Here is a 25,134-nt window from a genome sequence, read left to right as displayed (position 1 = left end):
TTCTGTCACCTCCCCGCTGCGGTGACTCCGCTCTGCGCGGACGCGTCACCGTCGGGAACGTTCAGCCCGAGACGCTCCGCAATCCATGTGCGGAGGTCTGGGCCGTACTCCTCATCGTCGAGTGCAAAGTCAACCGCAGCCTTGAGGAACCCGCCGGGATTTCCGAGGTCGTGTCGGGTTCCCTTGTGGACAAAAACGTGCACAGGGTGGCCGTCTTCGACGAGAAGCTCAATCGCGTCGGTGAGCTGGAGTTCGCCTCCCCGCCCTGGGGTGATCCGGCGCAGAGCGTTAAAGATCTCGCGGTCGAGCAGGTAGCGGCCCGCGGCCGCGAGATTCGACGGAGCTTGATCGACGGGAGGCTTCTCCACCATTGCAGTGACGCGCATCACTTGGCCGGCTTCCGCAGGATCGCCGGTCGCTTCGACGGCGAAAACACCGTAGGCGCTGACTTCCTTCGGATCCACTTCGATGGCGCAGAGGACACTGCCCCCGTACCGAGCGCGAACCTCGGCCATCTGGGAGAGCACACCAGTGGGAAGTACCAGGTCATCAGGCAAGAGGATGGCGATTTCTTTCTCGTCGTCATCGAGTGCTGCCTCGGCACACGCAATAGCGTGGCCAAGCCCGAGCGGCTCTTCCTGAACGACGGCTTCGACGTCCATCAGCGCAGGAGCGCGGCGTACCTTGTCAAGCAGCGCGTGCTTGCCGCGCCGCTCCAAGGTACCTTCGAGGATCTCGTGCCGAACGAAGTGCGCGAGGACGCCTTCCTTACCTTCGGAGGTGATGATCACCAGACGACCGGCGCCCGCTTCCGCGGCTTCACTCGCTACCAGCTCGATTGCTGGCGTATCGACCAACGGCAAAAGCTCTTTCGGGACGGTCTTGGTCACCGGCAGGAACCGCGTCCCGAGCCCGGCAGCAGGAACGATCGCCGTGCGGAACGGCGGTACCAACTGCCCATTGGCCTCAGTCATAGATCCACCTCATTGTTAGTTACTGCGCCGAACGCGCTGTCCCGATACGTTGACCCACGTTGTTCGGGATCTCGGTAGGGTCGGGAGCGTGCGTTTTGGCCAGACCCGGAAAGCGTCTCGCACCTTAGGGGACTTTTCAACAGCAGGACGTGTGAATATTCAGTTATGAACGGTAAAGGTGAGCAGTTCAACACCGATCAGTCACCATTGTCATCGCAATTACGGGTACCGCAGCTCGTAGGGGAATTAACGCGCCACGATTCGAAGGATAAGTGGCGATCGGCAGTCCTCGGGGAACGCGCCACGGTGAGTTCGGCAACGGCGTCCGACGAGTCCGGTGCCCTTGCTGAACACGTCGTGCGTGCGTTCGCGCGCATCGCCGCAGAAAGTCCCGCCGGTTCGATGATCGCCGCCTATGTGCCAGCCTTGTCCGAACCTGGCTCAATCGCGATGCTCGACGGACTCGCGGCGTGCAGAGCACGGGTCCTGCTACCTGTCACGGCTCCGGGCAACACCCTCGACTGGGCGTTGTACGACCCGGACCAGCCACTCGTCGCCGCGCGTTACGGCCTCCAGGAACCCGGCGGCACTCGTCTCGGCATGGACGCGCTTTCCGAGGCGGAGCTCATCATCGTGCCCGCGCTTGCGGTTGACCGGCGGGGTGTCAGGCTCGGGCGGGGCGCGGGCTACTACGACCGGGCGCTCGCCGTGAGTCCCGTCCACTGCCCGGTGATCGCAATTGTGCGCGACAGCGAATTCGTCACCGAACTGCCCGAATCACCCCATGATCGCCGCGTCAGCGGGGTGATCACCCCTGAGCTCGGTCTTGTTCGTCTTGATTGACCGGCGCCAGGGGTACCCACATGGACTGTGGGGTTCGCCTCACTAGCCTTCACTTCTAGCACTCCTCACGCTAGAGTGCTAGCACGTCTTCTGTGCCCTCGGAGGTGCCCTGTGCCGACTTACTCCTACGCTTGCTACGACTGCGATGACAAGTTCGACATCGTGCAGTCCTTCTCAGATGCTTCGCTGACCGTGTGCGAGAAGTGCAACGGCAAGCTGCGCAAGCTGTTCAATTCCGTGGGGATCGTCTTCAAGGGCAGCGGCTTCTACCGCACCGACAGCCGCAAATCTGCATCCGCAGGCGCCACCGCAGAATCATCGAGTTCGTCGAGTAAGGCGGACAGTTCTGCCTCGGCATCTACCTCGTCTTCGTCAACCTCGTCGTCAACCTCCTCGACGAGCGCAGCCGCTGCCGCATCCTGACCTGCTCGTCTGCTTGCGTTATCCCCAGGCTGGTCCCGAGACAGGGGTTATCCACAGTTCGCTAAAATCGGTACTGACGCACTGAACCCCACGCCCCTACGCTGCTCTTATTGATGTCGCGCGCCACGTGCGGCGATTCCTTAAGAGAAGGGACGACGTGGGGAACGAGTTCGCGCCACACCTCCGCGATCAGGTGACCGAATGTGCCGAGCGGATCCGCCGTCACTCTGCACTTCTGCGCCGGGTTTCGGCTGGGCTGCTGGTAATAGCTGCCTTCGTGGCTGCTATTGCTCCTGGACGCGATGCTGGGGTGGAAGTAGTCGTGGTTACCAGAGATCTCGCGGCTGGGTCCGAGCTAACGGATGACGATATCGAGCTCACCCTCGTTACGAGCGCACAGCGCCCCCAGTCGGCACTTGTACGCGCTGATCAGGCTGTTGGCCAGCGCGTAGCCACCCCTGTCCGCGCGGGCGAGCTGCTGACGGATGCCCGCGTCCTGACTCCCCAGCTGATCGATGAGATTCTCGGTGCTCGACAGTCACGGGGGGTGCCGGTCCGGCTTGCGGACTCGAGTGTCGCAGGACTGTTAAGAGCGGGCGATCGCGTCGACGTTCTTTCGCATCCAGCTGGCTCTCCGCTCGAACCCGAACGTGCCACCAGCGTCGTCACCGAGGACGCCGTGGTGCTCTTCGTGACGGAGGAATCCCCGGGACATGAGGCCCTGGTCATTCTTGGTCTCCCGCCGGACGAAGCAGTGGCGGTAGCAGGTGCTTCCCTACGTGGTGCGGTGACGGTCACACTGCGCTGAATGAAGCTGCACGCTGAGCGCTTTCCTCGTATACGATTCCGACGAATCGATGAGTCCTCATCTTTCTGAGAGAAATGGAGTCCGCCCGATGTTTAAGGGTTTCCGCGATTTCTTGATGCGCGGTAACGTGCTTGACCTCGCGGTCGCGGTCGTCGTCGGTACGGCTTTCACTGCGATCGTCACAGCGTTCACAGAGAACATCGTCAATCCACTGATCGCCGCCATTGGCGCAGATCAGGACGTCGAAGGTCTTGGCGTCATGCTCCGCGAGGGCGCCCCCGCGACGTTTGTCGATGTTGGCGCGGTGATCACTGCACTGATCAACTTCGTCATCATCGCCGCTGTCGTCTACTTCATCTTGATCGTTCCATTCACTGCGGCGAAGAAGAGGCTGATCAAGGAGCAGGTAGCTGACGAAGAAGCAGGAGTGACCGACACCGAGTTGCTCAAGCAAATCCGCGATCTGCTGTCCGCTCAGCGCGCGGACGTTGCTCAGCGCGCGGACGTTCCGCCCAAGTCATCGTCCTGAGGTGACCGGTACGGGCGCAAGCCCCCTGCTTTCCCAGCAGGGGGCTTGCCCGTATTGCGGTTCGATGGCCTGGCGATCAGCCGTGATGGGGTGGACGATTCTCCATCAGCCACCGGTCGCTGTGAGTCTCTGACGATACGGGCCTATCACCGGGCAGAACTTCACCGAATACAGCATCGAGCGCCGCCTTGCGGCGTGCGCGCGCGACCGCGCCCTCAGCCACTTCTTCGGCGCTCATGTGACTATTCCTCGAAGGTCGATTGTTCGGTGATGACGTGCGCTACGAGGGGGCCGATCGTCGCCATACCGTCGCGTACCGCGGCGCGCGACGACGCTAAATTGACCACCACTGTGCTGCCCGATACGCCAGCTAGCCCGCGAGACAGCGCAGCGTCATGGACGCTGTCAGTCCGGCCGGAGGCACGCAGCGCTTCCGCTAAGCCCGGAATCTCGCGGTCCAGAACCGCCGCGGTGGCCTCGGGAGTCACATCTCGTGCCGAGGACCCAGTGCCGCCGATCGAGACAACCAAGTCCACGCCACCGATCACTGCAGTGTTCAGTGCATTGCGGATTTCCACCTCGTCTGCGGCGACAGCGACGGTCGCGTCGACATGGTAGCCAGCTTCTGTCAGCAATTCCCGCACCAGCGGACCGATGTTGTCCGTCTTCTCGCCATGTGCCTGACGATCGTCAACGATCACCACGAGGGCCCGACCGCCCGGCAGCGTCTCCATCTCCATGCCCTTTACCGTAATGCCCAGCATCGGCTCGGCTGACAGCGCATCCCTAGTCGTACTCCTGCTCCTCATGGTGTCGACCCCTGAGTGCCAAGCTGAACATCCACCGCGCGTTCCTCCCCACCTGGACCATCTGTCCAAGTAATCGCCACTGTTTGGCCCGGCACCTGGGCTCGCACGGCGGCGATCAGCCCTGCAGCACTGGTGATAATCCTGTCATCTAGCCGAGTGATAATCGCTCCCTCGGGAATGCCTGCGTCCTGCGCCGCACTGCCCGCGATCACCTCCGTGACCAGCGCGCCGCGCTCCGGATCGCGCATATCCACGAATACACCCAGTGATGCTGTTTCGGCACGCCCCGTCGTCGCCAGTTCGTCCGCGATACGGCGAGCCTGGTCGATCGGGATGGAGAAGCCCAAGCCAATCGAACCGGGGTTCACTCCCGGCATCGCACCCAGAGTCGCGATGGCGGTGTTGATCCCGACGATTTCACCGTCCATATTGACCAGCGCACCACCGGAGTTGCCCGGGTTGATGGCGGCGTCGGTCTGGATCGCGTCGATCACGGTGTATTGGTCTCCGCCTTCCCCGGTCGCTGACACTGGTCGATGGAGTGCGCTCACGATGCCAGAGGTCACTGTGCCATCAAGACCGAGTGGCGAACCCACAGCGACCACGTCCTGACCGACGCGGAGATCACGGGAACTGCCAAGCGTGGCCGGTGTGAGGTCGGTGCGCCCCTCAACCTGGACCACCGCCACATCCGTGTTCGGGTCCCCCGCAATGACCGTTCCCGTCGCGGTCGTTCCGTCGTAGAAAGAAACCTCCACCGTTCCGCCGGAGGGAGCGACGACGTGGTTATTCGTCACAATCAGCCCATCCGACGTCAGAATGACGCCTGAACCGCTGCCCTGCGCACGTTGGGTCCGCACATCGATCATCACGACCGACGGGATGATCCGTTCCGCGGCCCACTGCACTGACCCCTCGGGAGCTGCGGCTGCGCCCTGGCCTACAGCGGGAGCTGAGATGGGCGAGGACCCACCCGAGTCCCGGCTCGCGACATAGCCGCCGACCACGCCACCAATGCCTCCGCTGAGCAGAGCCAGAATCAGTGCGCCAGCGAGAAGCCCGGATTTTCCGCGGCGCACGGGGCGCTCGGTGGCAGCGGCAGGCACATACTGGGGGCCAACCTGTCGGGGACCGCCCTGTTCGGGGTAGCCGTAACCGCGGGGCGCTTCCCCCAGGCCGTGCCGCTGTGGAGCTGTTCCCGGATAGTCGCCGTACGCCGGGATCCGCTGCGTATCGCCGCTGCGGGGCGGTTCGTCCGTCCCGTGCTGCCGCGGGTCGCGCGGACTTTGCTCGTCACTCATCTATCCCCTCCTCCGATCGGGCCCGTATTCGGCCCGATCATGACCCGGCACACTTGGCGTCAAAGCGTCTCTTCCTCAAACGTGCCGGCCGAGCCTGAAGTTTCGGTGAGATGAAACTGACAATTGAACATGAAACACAATCAGCATCAGTGACGCTCCTCATGCCCGCCAGGTGGCTCACCCGGTAAACACAGCGTCACTCGAGCACCGCCACTCGGAGAATCGCCGATTTTCACTGAACCACCGTGCCGATGCATGACGTGATGCACGATCGCGAGGCCAAGCCCTGAACCAGGCATCGACCGAGATGCATCTGACCTGTAGAACCGCTCGAAAACGAGCTTACGCTCGTCAAGCGGTATTCCAGGCCCCTCATCGTCCACGCTGATCTCCGCAAGACGGGACGATGCGACCGACATCGTGATGCGCACTACGCCGCCATCTGGACTCCATTTAGCGGCGTTGTCGAGCACGTTGAGCAATGCCCGGTTCAGCGCACCAGGGTCTCCCCACGTGAACCACGAAAACGTGCTCGCCTCGACAACCACGTCGCCACGGCGCCGACGCACCCTCTCAACGCATTTCTCGACGACTTCGGCGAGGTCGATGCGTTCAAAGCCAGGTTCGGGGGCGTCTTCACGAGCCAGATCAACCAGGTCGCCGACCAGGGTGGAAAGCTCTTCTATCTGCGCCATCACATCGTTCCGCAGACCTGCCATGTCTTCTGCATCGATCGCTGGAGCGTCAGGCCTGCTCGCTGCGATCAGCAATTCCATGTTCGTGCGCAGCGATGTCAGTGGGGTGCGGAGTTCGTGCCCAGCGTCAGCAACGAGGCGTGCCTGGCGTTCTCGAGACTCCGCCAGGGCGGCGAGCATCGCGTTGAATGCCTGTGTGAGGCGGGCAAGCTCATCGTCTCCGGTCACGGGAATTGGAGTGAGGTCGTCGGTACGCGCGACGCGTTGCGCCGCCGCTGTCAAACGTCCAACGGGCCTCAAACCCGTGCGGCCCACAGCGGTGCCTGCTGCCGCCGCGAGGATCACGCCACATCCGCCAACCACCAGCAGCACCATGGCCAGACTGTCGAGAATGTCCTGCGTCGGACCGAGATCCTGGCCCAGCACGAGCGTGATCTCGCCTTCGCTCCGCTGCGCGAGCACCCGATAGTTGCCGACTGTGCGAATCGATGAATCAACCTCGCCGCGCACGACCGCGAACTCAGGCTCGTCGACTTCAATAAGCGGAGGCAACGTCGCTGAGGTTCCGTCCGGGAAGATCATCATGACAGCCAGACCTTCAGAAAATATTCTGGCGGTCGTCAGTGCACCCGGCCCTAACCGCTCAGCGGTGTAGTTCTGCACCATCGTTTCAACGCGATTGAGCAACTGCTGATCGACTTCGTTGTACAGGGCCCTCGAGACCACGCTGTACGCCGCCGCTGCCATCAGTGCTACCGCAAAAGCAACGACTGTCGTCGCCAGCAAAGCGACACGAAGCCGTAGCGAGATAGTTCGGGTGAACTGCCGGGGCTGGCTCAGAATGTGCTCAGGTCTCACGGTGGCGTTTCCCGCAGCACGTAACCGACGCCGCGCACCGTGTGGATGATCCTGGGCTCCCCTTCCGACTCAGTTTTCCGCCGCAGATAGCCTATGTACACCTCGAGCGCATTACCCGATGTGGGGAAATCGTATCCCCACACTTCTTCGAGAATGCGTGCTCGAGTCAGAACCCGGCGCGGGTTCGCCATCAGCATCTCGAGCAGCGAGAACTCGGTACGAGTCAGACTGATCGGCCGGTCGTTACGGGTGACTTCCCGGGTGACGAGGTCCATCCGCAATCCAGCGAACTCCATCGTGTCCGCCCCGTCACCCCCTTCATGGGGTGCGCGACGGCGCAGCAATGCTCGCAACCGTGCCAGGAGTTCCTCCAGAGCGAACGGCTTGGGCAGGTAGTCGTCTGCTCCCGCATCCAGGCCGGAGACGCGCTCCGAGACGGAGTCACGCGCCGTGAGGACAAGGATGGGACGCTCGTCTCCCTGACTGCGCAGCCGACGGCATACTTCGAGACCATCCATCCTGGGCATCATCACATCAAGGACGATCGCGTCAGGCGGCGCTTCCGCTACTTTCTCGAGCGCGTCAGCACCGTCCACGGCCAGTTCGACTGTGTAACCGTTAAAGGACAATGATCGCCGCAGCGATTCACGTACGGCACGATCGTCATCGACAACGAGGATCCGCATGCTCCTAGTGTGTACTGAGCAACTAAGTAATCATTAAGAACGGTGTGCCGCAGTGTGTTTTTGTCGCGTCACGCGATGCGAGGAGCAGTCGGAAGATTCCATCCCCGCCAGAGCGCCAGCAGCCGCAACCCCGCGGCAGTCACACTTCCGACCGCCAGTCCCACTGACTCTGGAATCGTGAGTGCGTCCGCGAGGACGACAGTCGTCGCACCCAGCAGTGCGGGCACGGCGTAGAGGTCACGCTGCAGCAGTAGCGGCATTTCGTTGACGAGAACGTCGCGGAGCAGGCCACCGCCGATCGCAGTGATCATGCCGATGATCGTGGCAGCGAGCGGCCCAGCGCCGCTAGCCAGCGCGATACCTGCGCCGCCGGTCGCGAAGACTCCGACACCGATCGCGTCGAGCACAAGAACTCCCGCGCGGATTCGCCGGACTTCGGGATGAAGCACCAGGACCACCAGACACGCGGCGAACGCGGTGGCGAAGTACGGCCAATTCTGAAGGGATGTCGGCGGGGTGATGCCGAGCAGTACATCGCGGATCATTCCGCCGCCGATTCCAGTGATGACGCCGACGACGCACACACCGAAAATGTCGAGTCGTTTAGAGACTCCGACGAGCGCGCCGGAAGCAGCGAAAACAGCGATGCCCGAAAGATCAAGGATGCGGAGTAGCACCCACAAAGCGTACGAATAAAAGCCGATCCGGTAGCGAGGACCGCGTGTGTAACGCGGCTTTCGCTACCGGATCAACGGTCCTAGCTGATTGCTACCGCAGTTTGTCTGGGTCGATCAGCCCGCGGCGCACTGCGGTGAGAAGACGGTGCGGGACACGCAGCGCTTCGCCGCCAGCACGCACCGGCACCAGGTCCACAGCGGTTGCTTTCCACTGTGACCGGCGGCTGCGTGTGCGCGAGCGGGACTTCCGCCGCTTGGGTACTGCCATGATCAGTTTCCTTTCAGTTTCCGCTAGCTTTGCGACCAGGCCGCACACGGTCGCCGTAGCGCTGGCGGAATTTCTCTACTCGTCCAGCCGTGTCGAGGATACGCTGTGCGCCTGTCCAGAACGGATGCGACTCCGAAGTCACGTCCGCGACGACGACCGGGTACTCGTTCCCGTCCTCCCATGTAACAGTTCGCTCGCTTGTCGCGGTCGACCGGGTCAGGAACATAGTTCCGGTATTCGCGTCTTGGAAGACAACTGGATGATAGTCGGGATGGATGCCTGATTTCACTAGTGCCCTTCTTTCCTGATGGTGAGGTCAACGGTTTCGGCGCCGGCTAGCTCATCGCACGGATCCTCATGCCACTGGCCGAACGGGTCCTCCCAGGTCGCCCACACAGCCTCGCCGAGCGCGAGTTCTTCGTCAGTGAGCAGCGCGGACTGCAGCGCTTCGGTGATTCGCTGCGGGTCCGCGTCGTGCACGAGGACTGCCATAGAGCAATCCCGGTCACCGAAACGCGGATCCCACCGGAGCGCGGCGATCGCGTGGCGTTCAGGGTTTTGTTCTGCTTGCTGCTCAGGCGTCATCGCGTCGAGCCACAGTCCGGACGCCGCGATCCGCAATCCTCCACCAGCGGATTCCATCCACAGCACCTGGTCCGGTTGCGATGCGACCCAGAACCGTCCACGCGTGCAGATCACACCGTCAAGGAGGGTGTCGATCGACTCATGCAGCCGTTCCGGGTGGAACGGGCGCTGTGCCGAGAACTCGACGATTTGGACTCCGCAGTCCGAGTCCAGTGGCGGCTCACCTCTCAGCATCGGTGAATGCGCGTCAGTGATTTCACCGCGGCGCGAGTGTGCTGGGATGTTCGCGAGCAACCGTTCCGCATCGATATTTCCGCCTGGCCCTGTCCATGCGACGGGAGCCCCCGGCGCGAGGCGGGCAAGTACCGCGTTGAGTTTGGCCTGCTCCCAGCCATCATTCGCCTCGCCGGAGATGACGATCGCATCCGCGAAATCAGCCTGGCCGACAACTACCTGCGCCACTGTCCGGTCGTCGTCGTTGCTCGCGACGATGCCGCGCTCGTCCAGGGTGTCGTCGCTCATTGCGTCGCTGAGCCAGGTTGCCGCGTCGATGCACGTCACGGTCGCATCGACCCGAATGTCCTGCCCTGCGGGCCCATCGACGTGCCCGACCATTCCTGAAACTATTACGTGCTCAATTGCCCAGCTGAGGGCTTCTGGTTCGAGCACGGGGTCGATCAGGAGCACAATTCTCTCGACCCGGCTTCGCGTATGAAGTCTGCGCAACAAGGGAAGTAGATCTTCGCGCAGCGTGCACGAAACACAGCCGTGCGCAAGTTCGAGGATGGTCGTCTTCTCCCGCGGCGTGACGCCGTTGGTGGTCATCAGCGTGCGCCGTACGACACCTGTCGAGACCTCGCTGAGGTCATGGTGCACAACGGTGGTGCCTTCACGCTGAAGCGCCTGCGCGACGGCTCGTGAATCTCCCTGCCATCCGCAGACCAGCACGACTGGTGTGCGCTGATCGGTCACGATCGTTCCCCTTTGCAGCTAGCGCCTTGTTAGAACGCTTGTCAGTAACGATTGTCAGAATCCTTTCCAAGAAGGTACCGTGTCACTTCGGCTTTGTCGAAAATGAATGTCACTTACGAGAGGTCCGCCGTCATGTCCGCGCACTGCCAGGTCACTGGACGCAAGCCCAGCTTCGGGAAGTCCGTATCGCACTCCCATGTGCGCACGTCGCGTCGCTGGAATCCGAACATCCAGCGCCGTCGCTACTACCTGCCGAGCGAGGGCCGGCACGTCACGCTCCGGGTGTCCACAAAAGGCATCAAGACCATCGACCGCGACGGGATCGAAGCCGTCGTCAAGGCGATCCGGGCGCGCGGCGAAAAAGTCTAGGACCCGGCGACCACACACCTGAGGTCCGCAGCAATCCCTCACACAGAGAAAGAACCGACCGCTGATGGCACGAAATGACGTCCGTCCAATCATCAAACTGAAGTCGACGGCGGGGACCGGGTTCACGTACGTGACGCGTAAGAACCGCCGCAACGATCCCGACCGGCTGGTTCTGAAGAAATACGACCCGGTTATCCGCAAGCATGTTGACTTCCGTGAAGAACGCTGAGGTACAGTTCTATGGCTAAGAAATCGAAGATCGCTCGCAACGAGCAACGCAAGGCAGTCGTCGAGAAGTACGCTGATCGGCGTCGCGAGCTGAAGGACATCATCCGCAATCCTCGGACAACTGACGAGGCGCGGGCGGAGGCCGTCAGCGAACTCCAGCGCCAGCCTCGCAACGCAAGTGCGGTAAGGTTGCGCAATCGGGACGTGGTCGATGGTCGTCCGCGCGCGTACTTCCGTAAGTTCGGACTCTCACGAGTCCGGCTCCGCGAGATGGCACACCGGGGAGAACTGCCCGGCGTCAGCAAGTCGAGCTGGTAAACAACGATCGTTCAGGAACGAAGGGCACATGGCAAAGAGAACAGCCGCCGTCAAGAAGAAGGGCGGCGAGCAGAACCGGAAAACGAAGAAGAACCCGCTGGTCACCGCGGGTATCGAGCACGTTGACTACAAGGACGTCAACCTGCTTCGCACCTTCATTTCCGACCGCGGCAAGATCCGCTCGCGGCGGGTCACTGGCCTGACGCCGCAGCAGCAGCGCGAAGTGGCCGTAGCCGTGAAGAACGCCCGCGAGATGGCGCTGCTTCCTTTCTCAAGCCGCTAAATCTGCACTTCACTGAACCCTCGGCGGATCACGAATCCACCGGGGGTTCAGTTGTGTCTGCGGCCCCCACGTAACACGAAGCCCCTGATGTGGCAAAAATCACAGCGACAATTCGCGGCCATCTTCCCGCCCTACTCTGCTCTCAATGAGATGAGCCGGAGAGGAGGCGACACATGTCCGGTGTTGTCGTCGGGTTCTCGGTTATCTTCGCGGTCATCATCATCGGCTACCTGCTGGGACTCTCCGGCGTCCTAGGCAGCGGAGGAGAGCAGGCCCTCAGTAGGCTCGTCTTTCTCGTAGCAACACCCGCGCTGTTGTTCACGACACTCTCCGACGCCGACCTATCCGCAATCCTGTCTCCCACTCTCGCCGTGGGCGCCGGATCCGCGGTACTCGTCGGTCTCACCTACTTCGCGATTTCCCGATGGTGGTTGCGCCGTCAAATCCCGGAATGCACGGTCGGCGCGCTCGCATCGTCGTACGTGAACGCTATCAACCTCGGTCTTCCTATTGCCGTGTACGTTCTGGGCGACGCGGCACTCGTCGCCCCGATATTGCTGTTTCAAGTGCTCGTCCTTGCGCCAATCGCGCTGACGGTGCTCGAAGTCAGCACCTCACGGACGACGACTGGAGCATCTCGGTCACTGTTCAAAGTGGTGATCGCGCCGCTGAAGAACCCGATCCTGATTGGGGCAGCTGCTGGGCTCGCAGTCTCGCTGCTGGATGTCACAGTTCCCACGGTGATCCAGCAGCCGATCACACTCGTCGCAGGAATCTCAGTCCCGGGCGCGCTGATCGCGTTCGGGCTGTCCATGCACGGTAAGCGCGCTTTGCAGCGTGGTGTCAGCCCTCGTCGTGATGTCGCTATGGCTGCTGCGTTCAAGACGATCGTGCACCCGATCGTGGCCTTTGCCATCGGGAGTTACGTGTTCGGGCTCGAAGGCCACGCGCTGTTCAGCGTGGTTGTTCTGGCCACATTGCCCACTGCCCAGAACGTGTTCGTTTTTGCGAGCTGGTACATGCGTGGCGTCATACTGGCGCGTGATGCGGCGATTGTGACAACGCTCGCTGCTATCCCAGCTATTGCAGTCGGCACTCTCCTGCTGGCCTGAAACGAATCCGGAAAACTAATTGCCCTGTCTGGAGAGCCATTGGGAGAGTGTCGACATCTATCAGTGTGCGAAGTGGCGCGCGCCGGTCAGGTAGAGCGTCACTCCGGCTTCCTTCGCAGCGGCAATCACTTCGTTGTCCCGCACCGAGCCACCCGGCTGGACAACGGCCCGCACCCCGGCGTCGAGAAGCACCTGCAGCCCGTCGGGGAACGGGAAGAACGCGTCGGAAGCCGCAACACTGCCTCGAGCCCTGTCAGCGGCCCTGTTCACCGCGAGACGTGCCGCGTCGACGCGGTTGACCTGTCCCATGCCGACACCCACGGTAGCGCCACCATCTGCGAGCAAGATCGCATTCGATTTCACTGCCCTGCAAGCGCGCCAGGCAAAGACCAGATCGCTGAGAGTGTTCTCGTCCGCCGGATCTCCTGTCGCCAGGGTCCAGTTCACGGGGTTGTCACCTTCGGCGTCGAGGACATCCCTGTCCTGCAGCAGCAGCCCGCCCGAGATCGCGCGCATCTCTGCACCTGCACGCACCGGGGCTGCGGAGCGGAGAATCCTGATGTTTTTCTTCCGGGTCAGAACCTCGATCGCGCCTTCCTCGTAGGACGGTGCGACGATGACCTCAGTAAAGATCTCCGAAACCTGCTCGGCCATTTCGACCGTGATTTCCCGGTTAGCAGCGATCACGCCACCAAAGGCACTCACCGGGTCGCACGCGTGAGCGCGGCGGTGGGCATCCGCGATCGCCGCGCCCCCATCAAGCCGTGACTCTGCGATCCCGCACGGATTGGCGTGCTTGATTATCGCCACGCAGGGGCCTTCATGGTCGTATGCAGCCCGCCACGCGGCATCGGTGTCGGTGAAGTTGTTGTAGGACATTTCTTTGCCGTGCAATTGCTCGGCCTGCGCGATGCCCTCCGCCCCGCCGGGACGGGTATAAAGAGCAGCGGACTGGTGGGGGTTCTCGCCGTACCGCAACGTCGAGCGCCGCTCCCAGGTTGCGCCCATCCAGCGCGGGAACTGACTGTCCGCCGACTCTGCCGCCCGGACATTCGTCATCCAGCTCGCCACAGCTACGTCGTACATCGCTGTGTGCTGAAAAGCGTCAGCAGCGAGTTCGATGCGCTCCTGCATTGTGAAACCACCGGCCTCGACGGCGGCAAGGACGCGGTCATATTGGCCCGGATCGACGACGACACCAACGGAAGGATGATTCTTCGCGGCGGCCCGCACCATCGAAGGACCGCCTATATCGATCTGCTCAACACATTCATCCTCCGTCGCACCCGAGGCCACCGTTTCGGTAAACGGATAGAGGTTCACCACAACGAGCTGGAACGCCTCAACGCCAAGCTCATCGAGTTGCTCCAGGTGCTCATGTTTCCTCGTGTCAGCGAGAATGCCGGCATGGACGTGCGGATGCAATGTCTTCACACGTCCGTCAAGCGTCTCTGGGAAGCCGGTCAACTCCTCAACCGGGGTGACTTTGACCCCAGCTGCAGCAATGCGGCTTGCTGTGGACCCGGTTGACACGATCTCCACACCTGCTGAGGCGAGGCCGCGTGCGAGGTCTTCAAGACCGGACTTGTCATAAACGCTGATTAGTGCGCGCCGAACAGCAATCCGCTCGGCTGCTGAGTTCGATTCACTCACGGGATTAGGGCCTTCCGTCCATCGATAATCACACCTCTTGTCACTAACGCGGCGACTACCTCAACGAGAAGCCGCCGTTCAACAGCCTTGATTCGCTCGTGCAACGACGATTCGGAATCATCGGTGCCGACAGTCACCGCTTCCTGCGCGAGAACTGGCCCCGTATCCACGCCCTCGTCGACGATATGGATAGTCGTACCTGTCACCCGCACGCCATAGCTCAGTGCATCGCGAACCGCGTGGGCCCCAGGAAACGCAGGAAGAAGAGCAGGATGACTGTTCACGATCTTGCCCGGAAAGGCCGCCAAGAACTCGGGCCCCAGGATTCTCATGAATCCCGCGGTCACGACGAGATCCGGCCGGTAGGTCTCGACAGCGCTGGTGAGTGCGTGATTCCACTCTGCCCGGTCGCTGTAGGAGCCGGGGGCTACACGCACACACTCGATTCCCGCACGCTGGGCGCGTGCCTCTGCTTCACAGTCACGATCCGTCACCAGCGCAGCGATGTGCGCCGGGAAATCGCCGACTGCGGCATCCGCGAGTGCCTGGAACAACGTCCCCGACCCCGAGGCAAGCACGACAACGCGGGACAGCCGTTCCGGGTGACGCGAAGCGTCAGGCGCAGAGTGAGTCGACCTTACGTCAGTGTGGCTATTCAGCGCGGATCTCCTGATTACCGAACGTGCCAGCTCATCCGAGCTCGCTACCGGCACATAGCCTAGCCGCTGCCTATCTGGTGAATCGCTCCGGGCCGGCGCACTCGACAGCCGCCCCGCTAGTTGCGCTTCTTACGCTGCCAGATCTTCCACTTGGACGGCTTGCCCTGCTTGCCAGGGCTCTCACCCTCAGCGTCCTGTCCTTCGATTTCTTCTTGTGCCTGATCACCCTCGTCGCCGGACTGAGCGGTCTCCTGCGCGGCGGAAGACTCGGCGGGTTCCACCGTCTCAGCTTCGGTGGACTTTTCTTCAGACCCGGAGGTGTCCTCTTGCTGGTGCTTCTTTGCGCCTGGAAGATTCTGCCGAGCGTGCCTCACCTTGCCGGGCAGCGTGCTCACGGCGCCGGGGATCCCTTTCACTGAGATGGGTAAAGAGGGGACGCGATTCCGGACGAGTCCGAGGAGACCGCTCCGCTCTTCCGAAGGGGCCTCTACGTCTGCCGACTCCTCTGCTGTGCGTGCCTTGTCCTCCGCTGCGGCCGCCTTTCTGGACTCCTCCTCGGCAAGCGCCTCTGCGATCGCCTGTTCGACGTCCGCACGCCGCTCCTGCCGCTCGCGATGGTTTTTTCGCCACACGAGCAGCCCCAGCGCCGCGCCACCGCTGACGACCAGCCATGCGCAGAGGAACAGCGCACCGTAGAGCGGCGCGAAACTGACGGTGCCGAAAACCCCCAGTGCCCCGCCCGCGGCGGTCGCCGCGATGAGATATCCGACGCTGACCACTACCGCCGCGATGCCTCCCACGAAGAAGGTCTCGCGCATACCGTGATCCTGACGGTATGCGGTGCGGGCCAGTGCTACCCCGCCGATGACGGGAACGACCAGCAAGATAGGCCACCAGTCCGCTGCCTCAGTTGTGGGCAGCGCCGCAAGCACGGGGACCCCCGGCACGGGCGCCGGCAGCACATCGAACAATCCGTAGTGGCCCTCGCCGACGGTGATCGACGCACCGGTGGTCACTCCGATGACGCCCACAACTACGTTAGCGAGATACAGCAGGGACACCAGAGTGAGCCCAAGTGGAGCTGCGGCGCCATGATGCTCCTCCAGCATGGCGATGATCTCGTCCAGCGACCCCGCGAGAAGGACCATAGTGACCGCGAGCCCGCTGGCACCCAGAGCAAAGGCCCCGCTCTTTGCGGCCCCTAAGGCACCCCAGCCCCACGCTGGGATACGCGCCCGCTCCGCGAGCGGGGTCCAGAACGGTTTCCCTAGCGCAAACACAGCCGCGAGACCGTGTACCGCGACCGTCCACAGGAACGACTGGAGGACATTTGGCGTCGCGACCTTCAGCACGGTCGATGCGTCTTTGACGACGGCGAGCGAAATGATCGTCATGACCAGCGGCACACCCACGACGGCGGCGACGAGTTGCGCTGCATCACGAGGCTCAAGTCCGTCGCGCGCAACTTTCCGGCACTGTTTGTATGACGCGGCGAAGATCGCGGCGGTAGCGACGAGAGGCAGCACACCGAGCTTCACGCCGCTGATTGGCAATGCAACTTGATGGATGCCGAGCCACCCGGCACCGACGGCGGCGAGCACGCCGGTGAAATCACCGTCACCGGTAAGCAGGACTGCCAGGACCACGACAACGAGGATGCCGACGGTGATTCCGGTCGGCATAAACGCCGCCTTCATCAGCGTCCTCGCAGCCTCGGGCGGCACTCCTGGGTCCGGTTCGGAGCGCTCCTTCTCAGTACGCACGTGCAGATCAGTCATCGTTATCGAGAGTTACACCTTCACCACTGCGGATTCGGCAGGCGCGCCGTGGCATATAGCCATGACTGATCACACATAACGCTCACACGAGAAAGTGCCGCAGACAGTTGCTCGTCTGCGGCACTTTCTTCAGCGGTTACTGGCGAGAAGTCAGAGCTTCTCCAGGATCTCCCGAGCGATTTCTGCGGTTTCGGAAGGAGTCTTGCCGACGCGAACGCCAGCGGCCTCCAGCGCGTCCTTCTTCGCTTGCGCGGTGCCGGACGAGCCCGAGACGATGGCGCCAGCGTGACCCATCGTCTTGCCCTCAGGCGCGGTGAATCCGGCGACATACCCGACCACCGGCTTGGTGATGTTCGCCTTGATGTACTCGGCTGCACGCTCCTCAGCGTCACCACCGATCTCGCCGATCATGACGATCAGTTCGGTGTCCGGGTCGTCCTGGAACGCCTGGATGCAATCGATGTGAGTCGTCCCGATGACCGGGTCGCCACCGATACCGACGCAGGTGGTGAATCCGAAGTCACGGAGCTCGAACATCATCTGGTACGTCAGGGTGCCCGACTTGGAAACCAGGCCGATCTTGCCGGCGTTGGTGATGTCTGCCGGGATGATGCCCGCGTTCGACTGCTCTGGGCTGATGACACCGGGGCAGTTCGGACCGACGATCCGGGTCTTGTTGCCCTGCGAGTTGTTGTAGGCCCAGAACGCGGTGGTGTCGTGCACCGGAATGCCCTCGGTGATCACAACAGCGAGCGGGATCTCCGCGTCGATTGCCTCGATGACGGCCGCCTTTGTGAAGGCCGGGGGAACGAAAACGACGCTGACGTCGGCCCCTGTCTTCTCCATCGCTTCCTTGACGGAGGCGAACACGGGAATGCCGTCTACATCACTGCCTGCCTTGCGCGGGTTAACGCCGCCGACAATGTTGGTGCCAGCCTTCACCATGCGCCGGGTGTGCTTGGTGCCCTCAGCGCCGGTGATGCCCTGGACGATGACCTTGCTGTCTTTGGTCAGAAAGATTGCCACGATGCGCTCCTTGTCACTTCGCCGCAGCGGCGAGTTCAGCGGCGCGTGCCGCCGCGCCGTCCATGGTGTCTACTTGCTGCACCAATGGGTGCGCGGCTTCGTCGAGGATGCGGCGACCCTCGACTACGTTGTTGCCGTCCAGACGGACAACGAGCGGCTTGTTCGCATCATCGCCGAGGATCTCGAGCGCGTTCACGATGCCGTTGGCTACAGCATCACACGCTGTGATGCCGCCGAAGACGTTGACGAAAACGCTCTTGACGCTCGGATCGTTGAGGATGACGTCAAGACCGTTGGCCATGACCTCTGCTGAGGCACCGCCACCGATGTCGAGGAAGTTCGCGGGCTTCACACCACCGAACTCTTCACCGGCGTACGCGACGACGTCGAGCGTGGACATCACAAGTCCGGCGCCGTTACCGATGATGCCGACCTCACCGTCGAGCTTCACGTAGTTCAGGCCTTTAGCCTTGGCCTTGGCTTCGAGTGGGTCAGCAGCCTCTGCGTCGACGAACTCTTCATGCTCAGGCTGACGGAAGTCTGCGTTGCCATCGAGCGTCACCTTGCCGTCGAGTGCAAGAATCTGGTCATCCGGTGTGCGAACGAGAGGGTTGACCTCTACCAGGAGCGCATCTTCCTTGACGAAGACCTCCCAGAGTTTGGCAATTGTTTCCGCTGCCGCGTCCAGGACCTCGGCTGGGAGTTTGCCGTCTTCTGCGATCTTGCGTGCGAACGCAAGGTCGACTCCGTCGTTTGGGTCTACCGCCACCCGTGCGAGAGCGTCGGGCGTTTCAGCCGCGACCTGCTCGATCTCGACGCCGCCTTCTTTGGAACACATCGCGAGGAAGGTCCGGTTGGCGCGGTCCAGGAGGAAGGAAATGTAGTACTCCTCTTTGATGTCGCTAGCTTCAGCGACGAGGAGTCTCTTGACGACGTGTCCTTTGATGTCGAGTCCGAGGATCCCCTCAGCCTTCGCCTTCGCGTCGGCGGGATCCGAGGCGAGCTTGACGCCGCCCGCTTTGCCACGGCCTCCGGTCTTGACCTGAGCCTTCACTACAACTGGCTTGCCGATTTCCGCAGCGACCTGCTCGGCTTCGTCTGCAGTGTCAGCCACCCGCCCCGGAGTGGTGGGGACTCCATGCTTCGCGAAAAGTTCTTTCGCTTGGTATTCGAAGAGATCCATGTGCTCACCGTCTCATCTACTGTGCCGCCCACCCAGGTTGGGGTGAGCCAAGTCGGACCTTAGTCGAGGCGACCCAGCTCACCACAGGGGGTCCGCCAGGACGTGCGCTATGTCACTGTTTGGTCACGTCTAACCTATCGCGGTGGCTGCACCTTGTACGCGGAAGGGCACAATTACGGCTCATCTGATGCGCATGCGGCTGAGCGCAGCCGTTTGCGCACTTTGCACGTTATTCACCAGAATTCGACCGACGAAGCGGGCAGACCCCGTTACACAAGAGGGCGCCGAAGACCCAACTTGTATCCCATATAGTGAGATCGTGCAAGCAAGCGTAGTAACCGTGCACACAAGCGAATCTCTGTTTCCCCAGGTCGGATTGTGAGTACGCTCTCACTTCCCTCAATCGGACACCGATTGCTTGCAGGCGTCGCAACCGTTTCGTTACCTTTCAACCCAGTGAATATCACGACCACGTTACGGCCTGGACCACCCGACAATCTTTACCGGTCCTAGCCGTCCCGCGGATCGTGCGACCGGAGCGGTGCGCTGGATTGCGCCCGTCCGGAGTCATCAACCTGGATGACACTGCGGCGCGTAGCGGCGTCGCGGCAGAATCGACCCGAGGGTTTCGCACCCCTTTCTGGAATCCATGCTGCGCACCACACCGAACAAACATGCCCAGAAACGTGCCCCGAAGGGCCGGATCGCGCTTGCCGTCGTCACCATCGGCGCTTCTTTCGCGGGCGGCCAGGCTGTCCTGATGGCTGACTCGGCGGCACACGCCGACAGCAACATTTCGTTTGCAAGCGCAAACGCGAGCCTCGACAGTCCTGCTTTCGCGGCCACGTCCGACTCGAACAGCCCCGCAGGGACCGTCCAGGTCCTGAACGTCACTCGGGCGCTCGACCCCTCTTCCTACGCTCAGCAGCTCGCTACCTCGAAGCGCTTCAGCGATGAGCGCGCCGCCCGCGAAGCGGAGATGCGCCGCCCGGTCGCGGCACTCCCCGTCGTCGGTGTCCTGACCTCGACATTCGGTCAGCGCTGGGGCACCCTGCACGGTGGTATCGATATCGCTGCACCAATCGGCACACCGATCGTCGCGGTCGCAGACGGCGAAGTCATCGACTCCGGACCTGCTGCAGGTTTTGGTCTCTGGGTCAGGATCCGTCACGACGACGGAACGGTTACCGTCTACGGCCACAACGACACCAACATCGCCCAGGTGGGTGATCGTGTGCACGCCGGTCAGCAGATCGCCACTGTCGGCAACCGCGGCTTCTCCACCGGCCCGCACGTCCACTTCGAAGTGTGGATTGGTGGCGACAACAAGATCGACCCGATCGGGTGGCTGGCCGACCTGGGAATCGACGTATTTGGTGGACGCGGATAGCGCACCACATCGCGACAGCTAAGAGGGCTGCGGGTTATCCCGCAGCCCTCTTTCCTGTTTTAGAGCTTTACCATCGGCACGCCGCCGATAAGGAGCAGAGAAACCTTGCCGGTGGCGCCGAAGTCGATCGTCGCGCGAGCGAGGTTGCCGCTGCCTTCGGTCGCAACCACAGTCCCCAGGCCGTACTTGTCGTGGCTCACGCGATCCCCCGCTTTCAGAACCAGGGGTGCGCCGCGGCCACGTCCCGCACTCGGACCACGGTTGCCATTCCCGAACGGCGAGTCATATCCCCCACTGGGCGCATTCCATCGTGAACCGATCGCACGGCCGCTGCCGAATGATCGTGATGGTCCCGGGTCTGTCCGCTTCCACTCCAGAAGCTCGTCTGGTATTTCCTGCAGGAAACGCGACTCCGGGTTCGACACGGGCTGTCCCCACGCTGCCCGGGTAACCGCACGAGTGAGGTAGAGGCGCCGACGCGCACGCGTGATACCCACATATGCGAGACGCCGTTCTTCAGAAAGTTCATCAGGATCTCCCAGCGCACGCATATGCGGGAACTGACCGTCTTCCCACCCCGTAACGAAAACGACCGGGAACTCGAGGCCCTTCGCGGTATGCAGCGTCATGAGGGTGACGACACCAGCATCAGAGTCCGGGACCTGATCCGAATCCGCGACGAGCGCCACACGCTCGAGGAACGCCTCTAGTGAGCCTGGCACAGGGTCGCCCTCGGCCGGTTCATAACCATCAGCGATCAACTGTGCCGCCTCGGCGCTGAACTCGTGGCCGACGCTGACGAGTTCGTTCAGGTTGTCGAGCCGGGAGCCGTCCTGGGGATCGTTACTGGCCTCGAGTTCCTTTCGATAGCCCGTCATGGACAGGATTCCGTCGATGAGCTTCCCGACATCGAGATCAGCGGGTTCGCGCGCAGTGAGCGGCTGCCGCAGCGTGTCAAGCAATTCGACAAAAGAGGCGATGCAGCGCTGCGCCCTGGTGCCCAGAAGAGACACTGTTCCCTCTGCGGCATCACGGAGAGCTTCCGCGAAACTGATTTCGCGCTGTTCCGCGTGCACCGCCACGCAGGCCTCGGCGCGGTCACCGATCCCCCGCCGAGGTGTGTTCAGAATACGGCGCAGGCTGACGGTGTCGTCTGGGTTGGCGAGTACACGGAGGTAAGCGACGATATCTCGCACTTCCTTGCGCTCGTAGAAGCGCACGCTGCCCACCACTTTGTACGGAAGCCCATGGCGGATGAACACTTCTTCATATGCCCGCGAACTGTTGTTCGTACGATAGAAGACGGCGATATCGCTGTATTTGATGTCCCCAGCCACACCGCTGCCGATGCTGCCCGAACCCGTGAGCCGGTCAATCTCGGACGCGACGAACGTTGCTTCGTCATGCTCGTTGTCAGCGACATAACCCGTTATCGGCTCACCATCTCCACTATCCGTCCACAGTCGCTTGGGCCTGCGGCCGGAGTTTTTGGAGATCACCGCGTTCGCGGCCGAAAGGATCGTCTGCGTCGACCGGTAGTTCTGTTCCAGCAGGATAGTTCGGGCGTTCGGGAAATCCCGTTCGAACTCAACAATGTTGCGGATCGTCGCCCCGCGAAACGCGTAGATCGACTGGTCGGCGTCACCCACAACGCACAGCTCCGCGGTTGGCACGCCTTCCGTTTCGTTAACGCCCGCACCGGTGAGTTCCCGCACCAGCACGTACTGAGCGTGGTTTGTGTCCTGATACTCATCGACAAGAACATGACGGAAACGCCGATGATAGTAAGCGGCGACCTCATGAAAGTCCTGCAAGATCCGCACAGTCTCGCTGATCAAGTCGTCGAAGTCGAGTGCATTGGCTTCACGCAGACGACGCTGGTAGACGCCGTATACCCGCGCAACAGTGCGACTGACCTCAGCCGGATCGGAGTCGGCGTCCCGTGCTGCCTGCGCCGGGCCAATCAGCTCGTTCTTGAGATTAGAGATCTGCGTCGCCAGCATCCGCGGTGTGTAGCGCCGGACGTCAATCTCCAGATCTTTAGCGATCATCGCGAGCAGTCGCCGCGAGTCGTCCGCGTCGTAGATCGAGAAGTTCGAGTTGAGCCCCTCAACGAGGCCAGCTTGCGCGCGCAAGATACGCACACATGTCGAGTGGAACGTTGCCACCCACATCGAACCCGCGCGGGGCCCGACGAGTTGCGATACGCGCTCCCGCATTTCAGCCGCGGCCTTGTTGGTGAACGTGATCGCGAGAATCTCGGAGGGGCGTGCCTGGCGCTCGGCCAGCAAGTACGCAATCCGCCGCGTCAGAACCGCCGTCTTTCCGGAGCCCGCTCCGGCGACAATCAGGAGCGGTGAGCCCTCGTGTAAGACAGCCTCACGCTGGTGCCGATTGAGCCCGTCCAGCAGGGCTGCCGCACCCTCAACCGCAGACCTCCGGTCATGATCAATAGAACCTGCAGTAATCAGAACGTCCCTCTTCCACGACCATGGACTGTGCCCCACAAGCATAGGCGCCCAGTCTGACAGTTGCCGCTAGCCTCCGGTCTTGGCAGACGCTGCCTGGGAGATTGCGCAGACTTACGGTCATGGCACAATCAATGCATGTTCAAAGCCCGCAGAGACTGCTCGCCCCGGCCACCGCTCCGGGTGTATCGGCAGTTTCCGGGCAGGGATCGGCCGGGTCCGGCGGCGGGATGAGCACGGCCTTACGTAGCGCGGTCCGATCCCGGATCGCGGAAATTTTTCGTGTACAAGGAACACGGCGCTGTTAGCCGGAAGCCAGGCCGCGCTTCCCGGCAGTCGCCACGCACACCGCCGCCTTCCCCTGCACAGGAGACAAACACAATGAGTACCCACGCTGCTGACAACGGGTCCACATCCGATGACGACGACAAGACCGCGTCCGCTCCGGACATCGATGAGCTCCGCCAGGAGATCGATCGGCTCGATGCGGAAATCCTCGCTGCGGTCCAGCGCCGTACGGAGGTGTCCCGCACCATCGGTCAGTTGCGAATGGCGTCCGGCGGCACCAGGCTCGTGCACAACCGGGAGATGAAAGTCATCGAGCGCTTCAGTGCGCTTGGTCCCGAAGGCCACAACCTGGCGATTCTGCTGCTTCGCCTTGGCCGTGGCCGCCTCGGGCATGACTGACCGCTGATCACGGGACTGGGAGCGCCACGTAGCGAGTCTCGACGTACTCGTCGATGCCCTCCACGCCGCCTTCGCGACCGAAACCAGATGCCTTGACTCCCCCAAATGGAGCCGCGACGTCAGAAATCACACCGCGGTTAATGCCGATCATGCCGGTTTCGACAGATTCCGCGACGCGAAGTGCCCGATCTAGGTCGCGTGTATAGACGTAGGCAGCGAGCCCATACTCGGTATTGTTAGCAAGCCTGATTCCCTCGTCTTCATCAGTGAATCCAGTGATGGCGACAACTGGGCCGAACACCTCCTCTTTGAGGATGCGCGCCTCAGCGGGAACGTCAGTCAAGACAGTCGCTGGATAGAAGTATCCCGGCCCATCCGGTGCGACGCCGCCCAGAAGCAGCCTGGCTCCCTTCGCGATCGCATCCTGAACGAGGCCCTGCACGGTGGTGAGCTGATCCGAATTGACCAGTGGGCCCAACTGCACTCCGGGCTCAGTTCCCGCCCCCATAGTGACGTCTGACATTCGCGCGACGAGTTTCTCGGTGAATTCGTCGCGCACCGAGTCCGCCACATGGAAGCGATTTGCAGCGGTGCACGCTTCACCTCCGTTCCGGAGTTTCGCGAGCATCGCGCCGTCCACGGCAGCATCAACGTCTGCATCGTCGAAGACGACGAACGGCGCGTTCCCGCCGAGCTCCATCGACATCCGCAGCAGGTTCGGCGCAGCTTGCTTCACCAGAGTGCGGCCCACCGCCGTGGAGCCGGTGAACGTTAGCTTCCGCAGCCTAGGATCTTCCAGCAGCGGCGTCACGAGATCGGCAGACCGGGAGGTCGGGAGGATCGACAAGACCCCCTCCGGGAGCCCCGCATCCGCCAGAATCTGGCCGAGCAGCAGCATCGTCAGTGGCGTTTCGCCCGCGGGCTTCACGATCATCGTGCATCCCGCTGCGAGCGCTGGACCGATCTTTCGTGTCCCCATCGCCAGGGGAAAGTTCCAGGGGGTGATCGCGAGACACGGCCCCACGGGCCGCCGGATGGTCAGGATGCGGCCAGTCCCAGCGGGCGACGGCGTGAAGCGGCCGCCGATCCGCGCTGCTTCTTCACTGAACCATCGGAAGAATTCCCCGCCGTACGCGACTTCCGCGTCACTTTCTGGCAGTGCCTTACCCATTTCGAGCGTCATTAGGTGCGCCATATCAGCTTTGCGGCTCGAAATTGCATCGAATGCGGCTCGAAGGATCTCGGCCCGCTCCCGCGGCGGGGTGTGCGCCCACTTCTCCTGGACGCGAACCGCCTCGTCGAGTGCGCGCGCACCGTCCTCAGGTCCAGCATCTGAGACTTCGACAATGACGTCGCCAGTTGCTGGGTTTCGCACCGGAAAGGTCTTGCCCGTCTCGGCCGGTCGCTGCTGTCCACCAACCCAAAGCTGCTTCGGCAACTCCCTGAGCAGGCGCTCTGTTCGTTCCTCGCGTGATTCGTCTTGTTGCGCTGGCATTCTCATAACCTTTCCACACTCGGCGCGACGAAACCTCTACACGGAAACATTTCGCCG

General features: G+C 62.3%; 28 protein-coding genes. 11 read left to right on the top strand and 17 right to left on the bottom strand.

Annotated features, from left to right (window positions below):
• Positions 1-5: 5 nt before the first annotated feature.
• Positions 6-974 (bottom strand): UTP--glucose-1-phosphate uridylyltransferase, encoded by a 969-nt coding sequence (locus tag FHU29_RS01560; RefSeq protein ID WP_064439581.1) that lies wholly within the window; start codon positions 972-974, stop codon positions 6-8.
• 207 nt (positions 975-1,181) lie between these two features.
• Between FHU29_RS01560 and FHU29_RS01555 the strand changes: the two genes are divergently transcribed.
• From FHU29_RS01555 to mscL, 4 genes are all read left to right on the top strand, one after another.
• Complete coding sequence (locus FHU29_RS01555; RefSeq protein WP_064439808.1) at positions 1,182-1,817, top strand: 5-formyltetrahydrofolate cyclo-ligase; 636 nt, start codon at positions 1,182-1,184, stop codon at positions 1,815-1,817.
• A 111-nt stretch (positions 1,818-1,928) separates the two neighbouring features.
• A complete protein-coding gene (locus FHU29_RS01550) occupies positions 1,929-2,240 on the top strand; it encodes an FmdB family zinc ribbon protein (protein WP_064439580.1) in 312 nt (103 codons plus the stop codon).
• Positions 2,241-2,397: 157 nt separating this feature from the next.
• On the top strand, positions 2,398-3,048 hold the full coding sequence (locus tag FHU29_RS01545) for an RcpC/CpaB family pilus assembly protein (RefSeq protein WP_157094982.1): 651 nt from the start codon (positions 2,398-2,400) through the stop codon (positions 3,046-3,048).
• Between the two features lie 88 nt (positions 3,049-3,136).
• A complete protein-coding gene (gene mscL / locus FHU29_RS01540; RefSeq protein WP_064439579.1) occupies positions 3,137-3,577 on the top strand; it encodes a large conductance mechanosensitive channel protein MscL in 441 nt (146 codons plus the stop codon).
• 76 nt (positions 3,578-3,653) lie between these two features.
• Here mscL and FHU29_RS01535 read toward each other — a convergent pair whose 3' ends face one another.
• The 9 genes from FHU29_RS01535 to mrf form a co-directional block, all read right to left on the bottom strand.
• Positions 3,654-3,815 (bottom strand): hypothetical protein, encoded by a 162-nt coding sequence (locus FHU29_RS01535; protein ID WP_183377446.1) that lies wholly within the window; start codon positions 3,813-3,815, stop codon positions 3,654-3,656.
• A 4-nt stretch (positions 3,816-3,819) separates the two neighbouring features.
• On the bottom strand, positions 3,820-4,317 hold the full coding sequence (locus tag FHU29_RS01530; protein WP_013808352.1) for a MogA/MoaB family molybdenum cofactor biosynthesis protein: 498 nt from the start codon (positions 4,315-4,317) through the stop codon (positions 3,820-3,822).
• Between the two features lie 65 nt (positions 4,318-4,382).
• Positions 4,383-5,687 carry a S1C family serine protease gene (locus FHU29_RS01525; RefSeq protein WP_064439577.1) on the bottom strand — a complete coding sequence of 435 codons (1,305 nt, stop codon included), beginning with the start codon at positions 5,685-5,687 and terminating at the stop codon, positions 4,383-4,385.
• Between the two features lie 146 nt (positions 5,688-5,833).
• A complete protein-coding gene (locus tag FHU29_RS01520) occupies positions 5,834-7,240 on the bottom strand; it encodes a sensor histidine kinase (RefSeq protein WP_064439576.1) in 1,407 nt (468 codons plus the stop codon).
• Positions 7,237-7,926, bottom strand: a complete 690-nt coding sequence (locus FHU29_RS01515; protein ID WP_064439575.1) for a response regulator transcription factor — start codon at positions 7,924-7,926, stop codon at positions 7,237-7,239. Before FHU29_RS01515 ends, FHU29_RS01520 begins: the two co-directional genes overlap by 4 nt.
• A 68-nt stretch (positions 7,927-7,994) precedes the next feature.
• Positions 7,995-8,603 carry a trimeric intracellular cation channel family protein gene (locus FHU29_RS01510; RefSeq protein WP_064439574.1) on the bottom strand — a complete coding sequence of 203 codons (609 nt, stop codon included), beginning with the start codon at positions 8,601-8,603 and terminating at the stop codon, positions 7,995-7,997.
• Between the two features lie 91 nt (positions 8,604-8,694).
• The gene (gene rpmF / locus FHU29_RS01505) at positions 8,695-8,871 is read right to left on the bottom strand and encodes a 50S ribosomal protein L32 (protein WP_013808357.1); all 177 of its coding nucleotides are present in this window, start codon (positions 8,869-8,871) and stop codon (positions 8,695-8,697) included.
• Between the two features lie 13 nt (positions 8,872-8,884).
• Positions 8,885-9,160 (bottom strand): type B 50S ribosomal protein L31, encoded by a 276-nt coding sequence (locus FHU29_RS01500; RefSeq protein ID WP_013808358.1) that lies wholly within the window; start codon positions 9,158-9,160, stop codon positions 8,885-8,887.
• Complete coding sequence (gene mrf, locus FHU29_RS01495; RefSeq protein ID WP_064439573.1) at positions 9,160-10,428, bottom strand: ribosome hibernation factor-recruiting GTPase MRF; 1,269 nt, start codon at positions 10,426-10,428, stop codon at positions 9,160-9,162. Before mrf ends, FHU29_RS01500 begins: the two co-directional genes overlap by 1 nt.
• Before the next feature lie 132 nt (positions 10,429-10,560).
• On the opposite strand from mrf, the gene rpmB reads away from it, so the two are divergent.
• The 5 genes from rpmB (at position 10,561) to FHU29_RS01470 (ending at position 12,738) form a co-directional block, all read left to right on the top strand.
• Positions 10,561-10,797 (top strand): 50S ribosomal protein L28, encoded by a 237-nt coding sequence (gene rpmB / locus FHU29_RS01490; RefSeq protein ID WP_041451176.1) that lies wholly within the window; start codon positions 10,561-10,563, stop codon positions 10,795-10,797.
• Positions 10,798-10,861: 64 nt separating this feature from the next.
• The gene (gene rpmG / locus FHU29_RS01485) at positions 10,862-11,026 is read left to right on the top strand and encodes a 50S ribosomal protein L33 (protein ID WP_013808362.1); all 165 of its coding nucleotides are present in this window, start codon (positions 10,862-10,864) and stop codon (positions 11,024-11,026) included.
• Positions 11,027-11,037: 11 nt separating this feature from the next.
• Positions 11,038-11,343, top strand: a complete 306-nt coding sequence (gene rpsN / locus FHU29_RS01480) for a 30S ribosomal protein S14 (RefSeq protein WP_013808363.1) — start codon at positions 11,038-11,040, stop codon at positions 11,341-11,343.
• A gap of 28 nt (positions 11,344-11,371) precedes the next feature.
• Positions 11,372-11,626, top strand: coding sequence for a 30S ribosomal protein S18 (rpsR, locus tag FHU29_RS01475; protein WP_064439572.1), 255 nt, complete (start codon positions 11,372-11,374; stop codon positions 11,624-11,626).
• A 173-nt stretch (positions 11,627-11,799) separates the two neighbouring features.
• The gene (locus tag FHU29_RS01470) at positions 11,800-12,738 is read left to right on the top strand and encodes an AEC family transporter (RefSeq protein WP_064439571.1); all 939 of its coding nucleotides are present in this window, start codon (positions 11,800-11,802) and stop codon (positions 12,736-12,738) included.
• A gap of 60 nt (positions 12,739-12,798) precedes the next feature.
• On the opposite strand, the gene purH is transcribed toward FHU29_RS01470, so the two are convergent.
• From purH to sucC, 5 genes are all read right to left on the bottom strand, one after another.
• Positions 12,799-14,391, bottom strand: a complete 1,593-nt coding sequence (purH, locus tag FHU29_RS01465; protein WP_064439570.1) for a bifunctional phosphoribosylaminoimidazolecarboxamide formyltransferase/IMP cyclohydrolase — start codon at positions 14,389-14,391, stop codon at positions 12,799-12,801.
• On the bottom strand, positions 14,388-15,104 hold the full coding sequence (purN, locus tag FHU29_RS01460) for a phosphoribosylglycinamide formyltransferase (protein ID WP_183377445.1): 717 nt from the start codon (positions 15,102-15,104) through the stop codon (positions 14,388-14,390). The genes purH and purN overlap by 4 nt, the downstream gene beginning before the upstream one ends.
• 62 nt (positions 15,105-15,166) lie before the next feature.
• The gene (locus tag FHU29_RS01455; protein WP_064439569.1) at positions 15,167-16,828 is read right to left on the bottom strand and encodes a cell division protein PerM; all 1,662 of its coding nucleotides are present in this window, start codon (positions 16,826-16,828) and stop codon (positions 15,167-15,169) included.
• 150 nt (positions 16,829-16,978) lie between these two features.
• Positions 16,979-17,854, bottom strand: a complete 876-nt coding sequence (gene sucD, locus FHU29_RS01450; RefSeq protein WP_013808369.1) for a succinate--CoA ligase subunit alpha — start codon at positions 17,852-17,854, stop codon at positions 16,979-16,981.
• A 13-nt stretch (positions 17,855-17,867) separates the two neighbouring features.
• On the bottom strand, positions 17,868-19,037 hold the full coding sequence (sucC, locus tag FHU29_RS01445; protein WP_064439568.1) for an ADP-forming succinate--CoA ligase subunit beta: 1,170 nt from the start codon (positions 19,035-19,037) through the stop codon (positions 17,868-17,870).
• A gap of 649 nt (positions 19,038-19,686) precedes the next feature.
• Between sucC and FHU29_RS01440 the strand changes: the two genes are divergently transcribed.
• Positions 19,687-20,427: a M23 family metallopeptidase gene (locus tag FHU29_RS01440; protein ID WP_064439567.1), complete on the top strand. Its 741-nt coding sequence runs from the start codon at positions 19,687-19,689 to the stop codon at positions 20,425-20,427.
• A 59-nt stretch (positions 20,428-20,486) separates the two neighbouring features.
• On the opposite strand, the gene pcrA is transcribed toward FHU29_RS01440, so the two are convergent.
• On the bottom strand, positions 20,487-22,940 hold the full coding sequence (gene pcrA, locus FHU29_RS01435; RefSeq protein WP_232322912.1) for a DNA helicase PcrA: 2,454 nt from the start codon (positions 22,938-22,940) through the stop codon (positions 20,487-20,489).
• Between the two features lie 336 nt (positions 22,941-23,276).
• On the opposite strand from pcrA, the gene FHU29_RS01430 reads away from it, so the two are divergent.
• Positions 23,277-23,582 (top strand): chorismate mutase, encoded by a 306-nt coding sequence (locus FHU29_RS01430; protein WP_064439566.1) that lies wholly within the window; start codon positions 23,277-23,279, stop codon positions 23,580-23,582.
• 7 nt (positions 23,583-23,589) lie between these two features.
• Here the strand turns inward: FHU29_RS01430 and FHU29_RS01425 are convergent, their stop codons facing one another.
• Entirely contained in the window at positions 23,590-25,077 is a 1,488-nt protein-coding gene (locus FHU29_RS01425; protein ID WP_064439804.1) for an NAD-dependent succinate-semialdehyde dehydrogenase, read from the bottom strand.
• Between the last annotated feature and the right edge of the window lie 57 nt (positions 25,078-25,134).

The sequence above is a fragment of the Hoyosella altamirensis genome (assembly GCF_014191505.1).
Classification (GTDB): Bacteria; Actinomycetota; Actinomycetes; order Mycobacteriales; family Mycobacteriaceae; genus Hoyosella; species Hoyosella altamirensis.
This window is presented reverse-complemented; position numbering and strand designations above follow the sequence as displayed.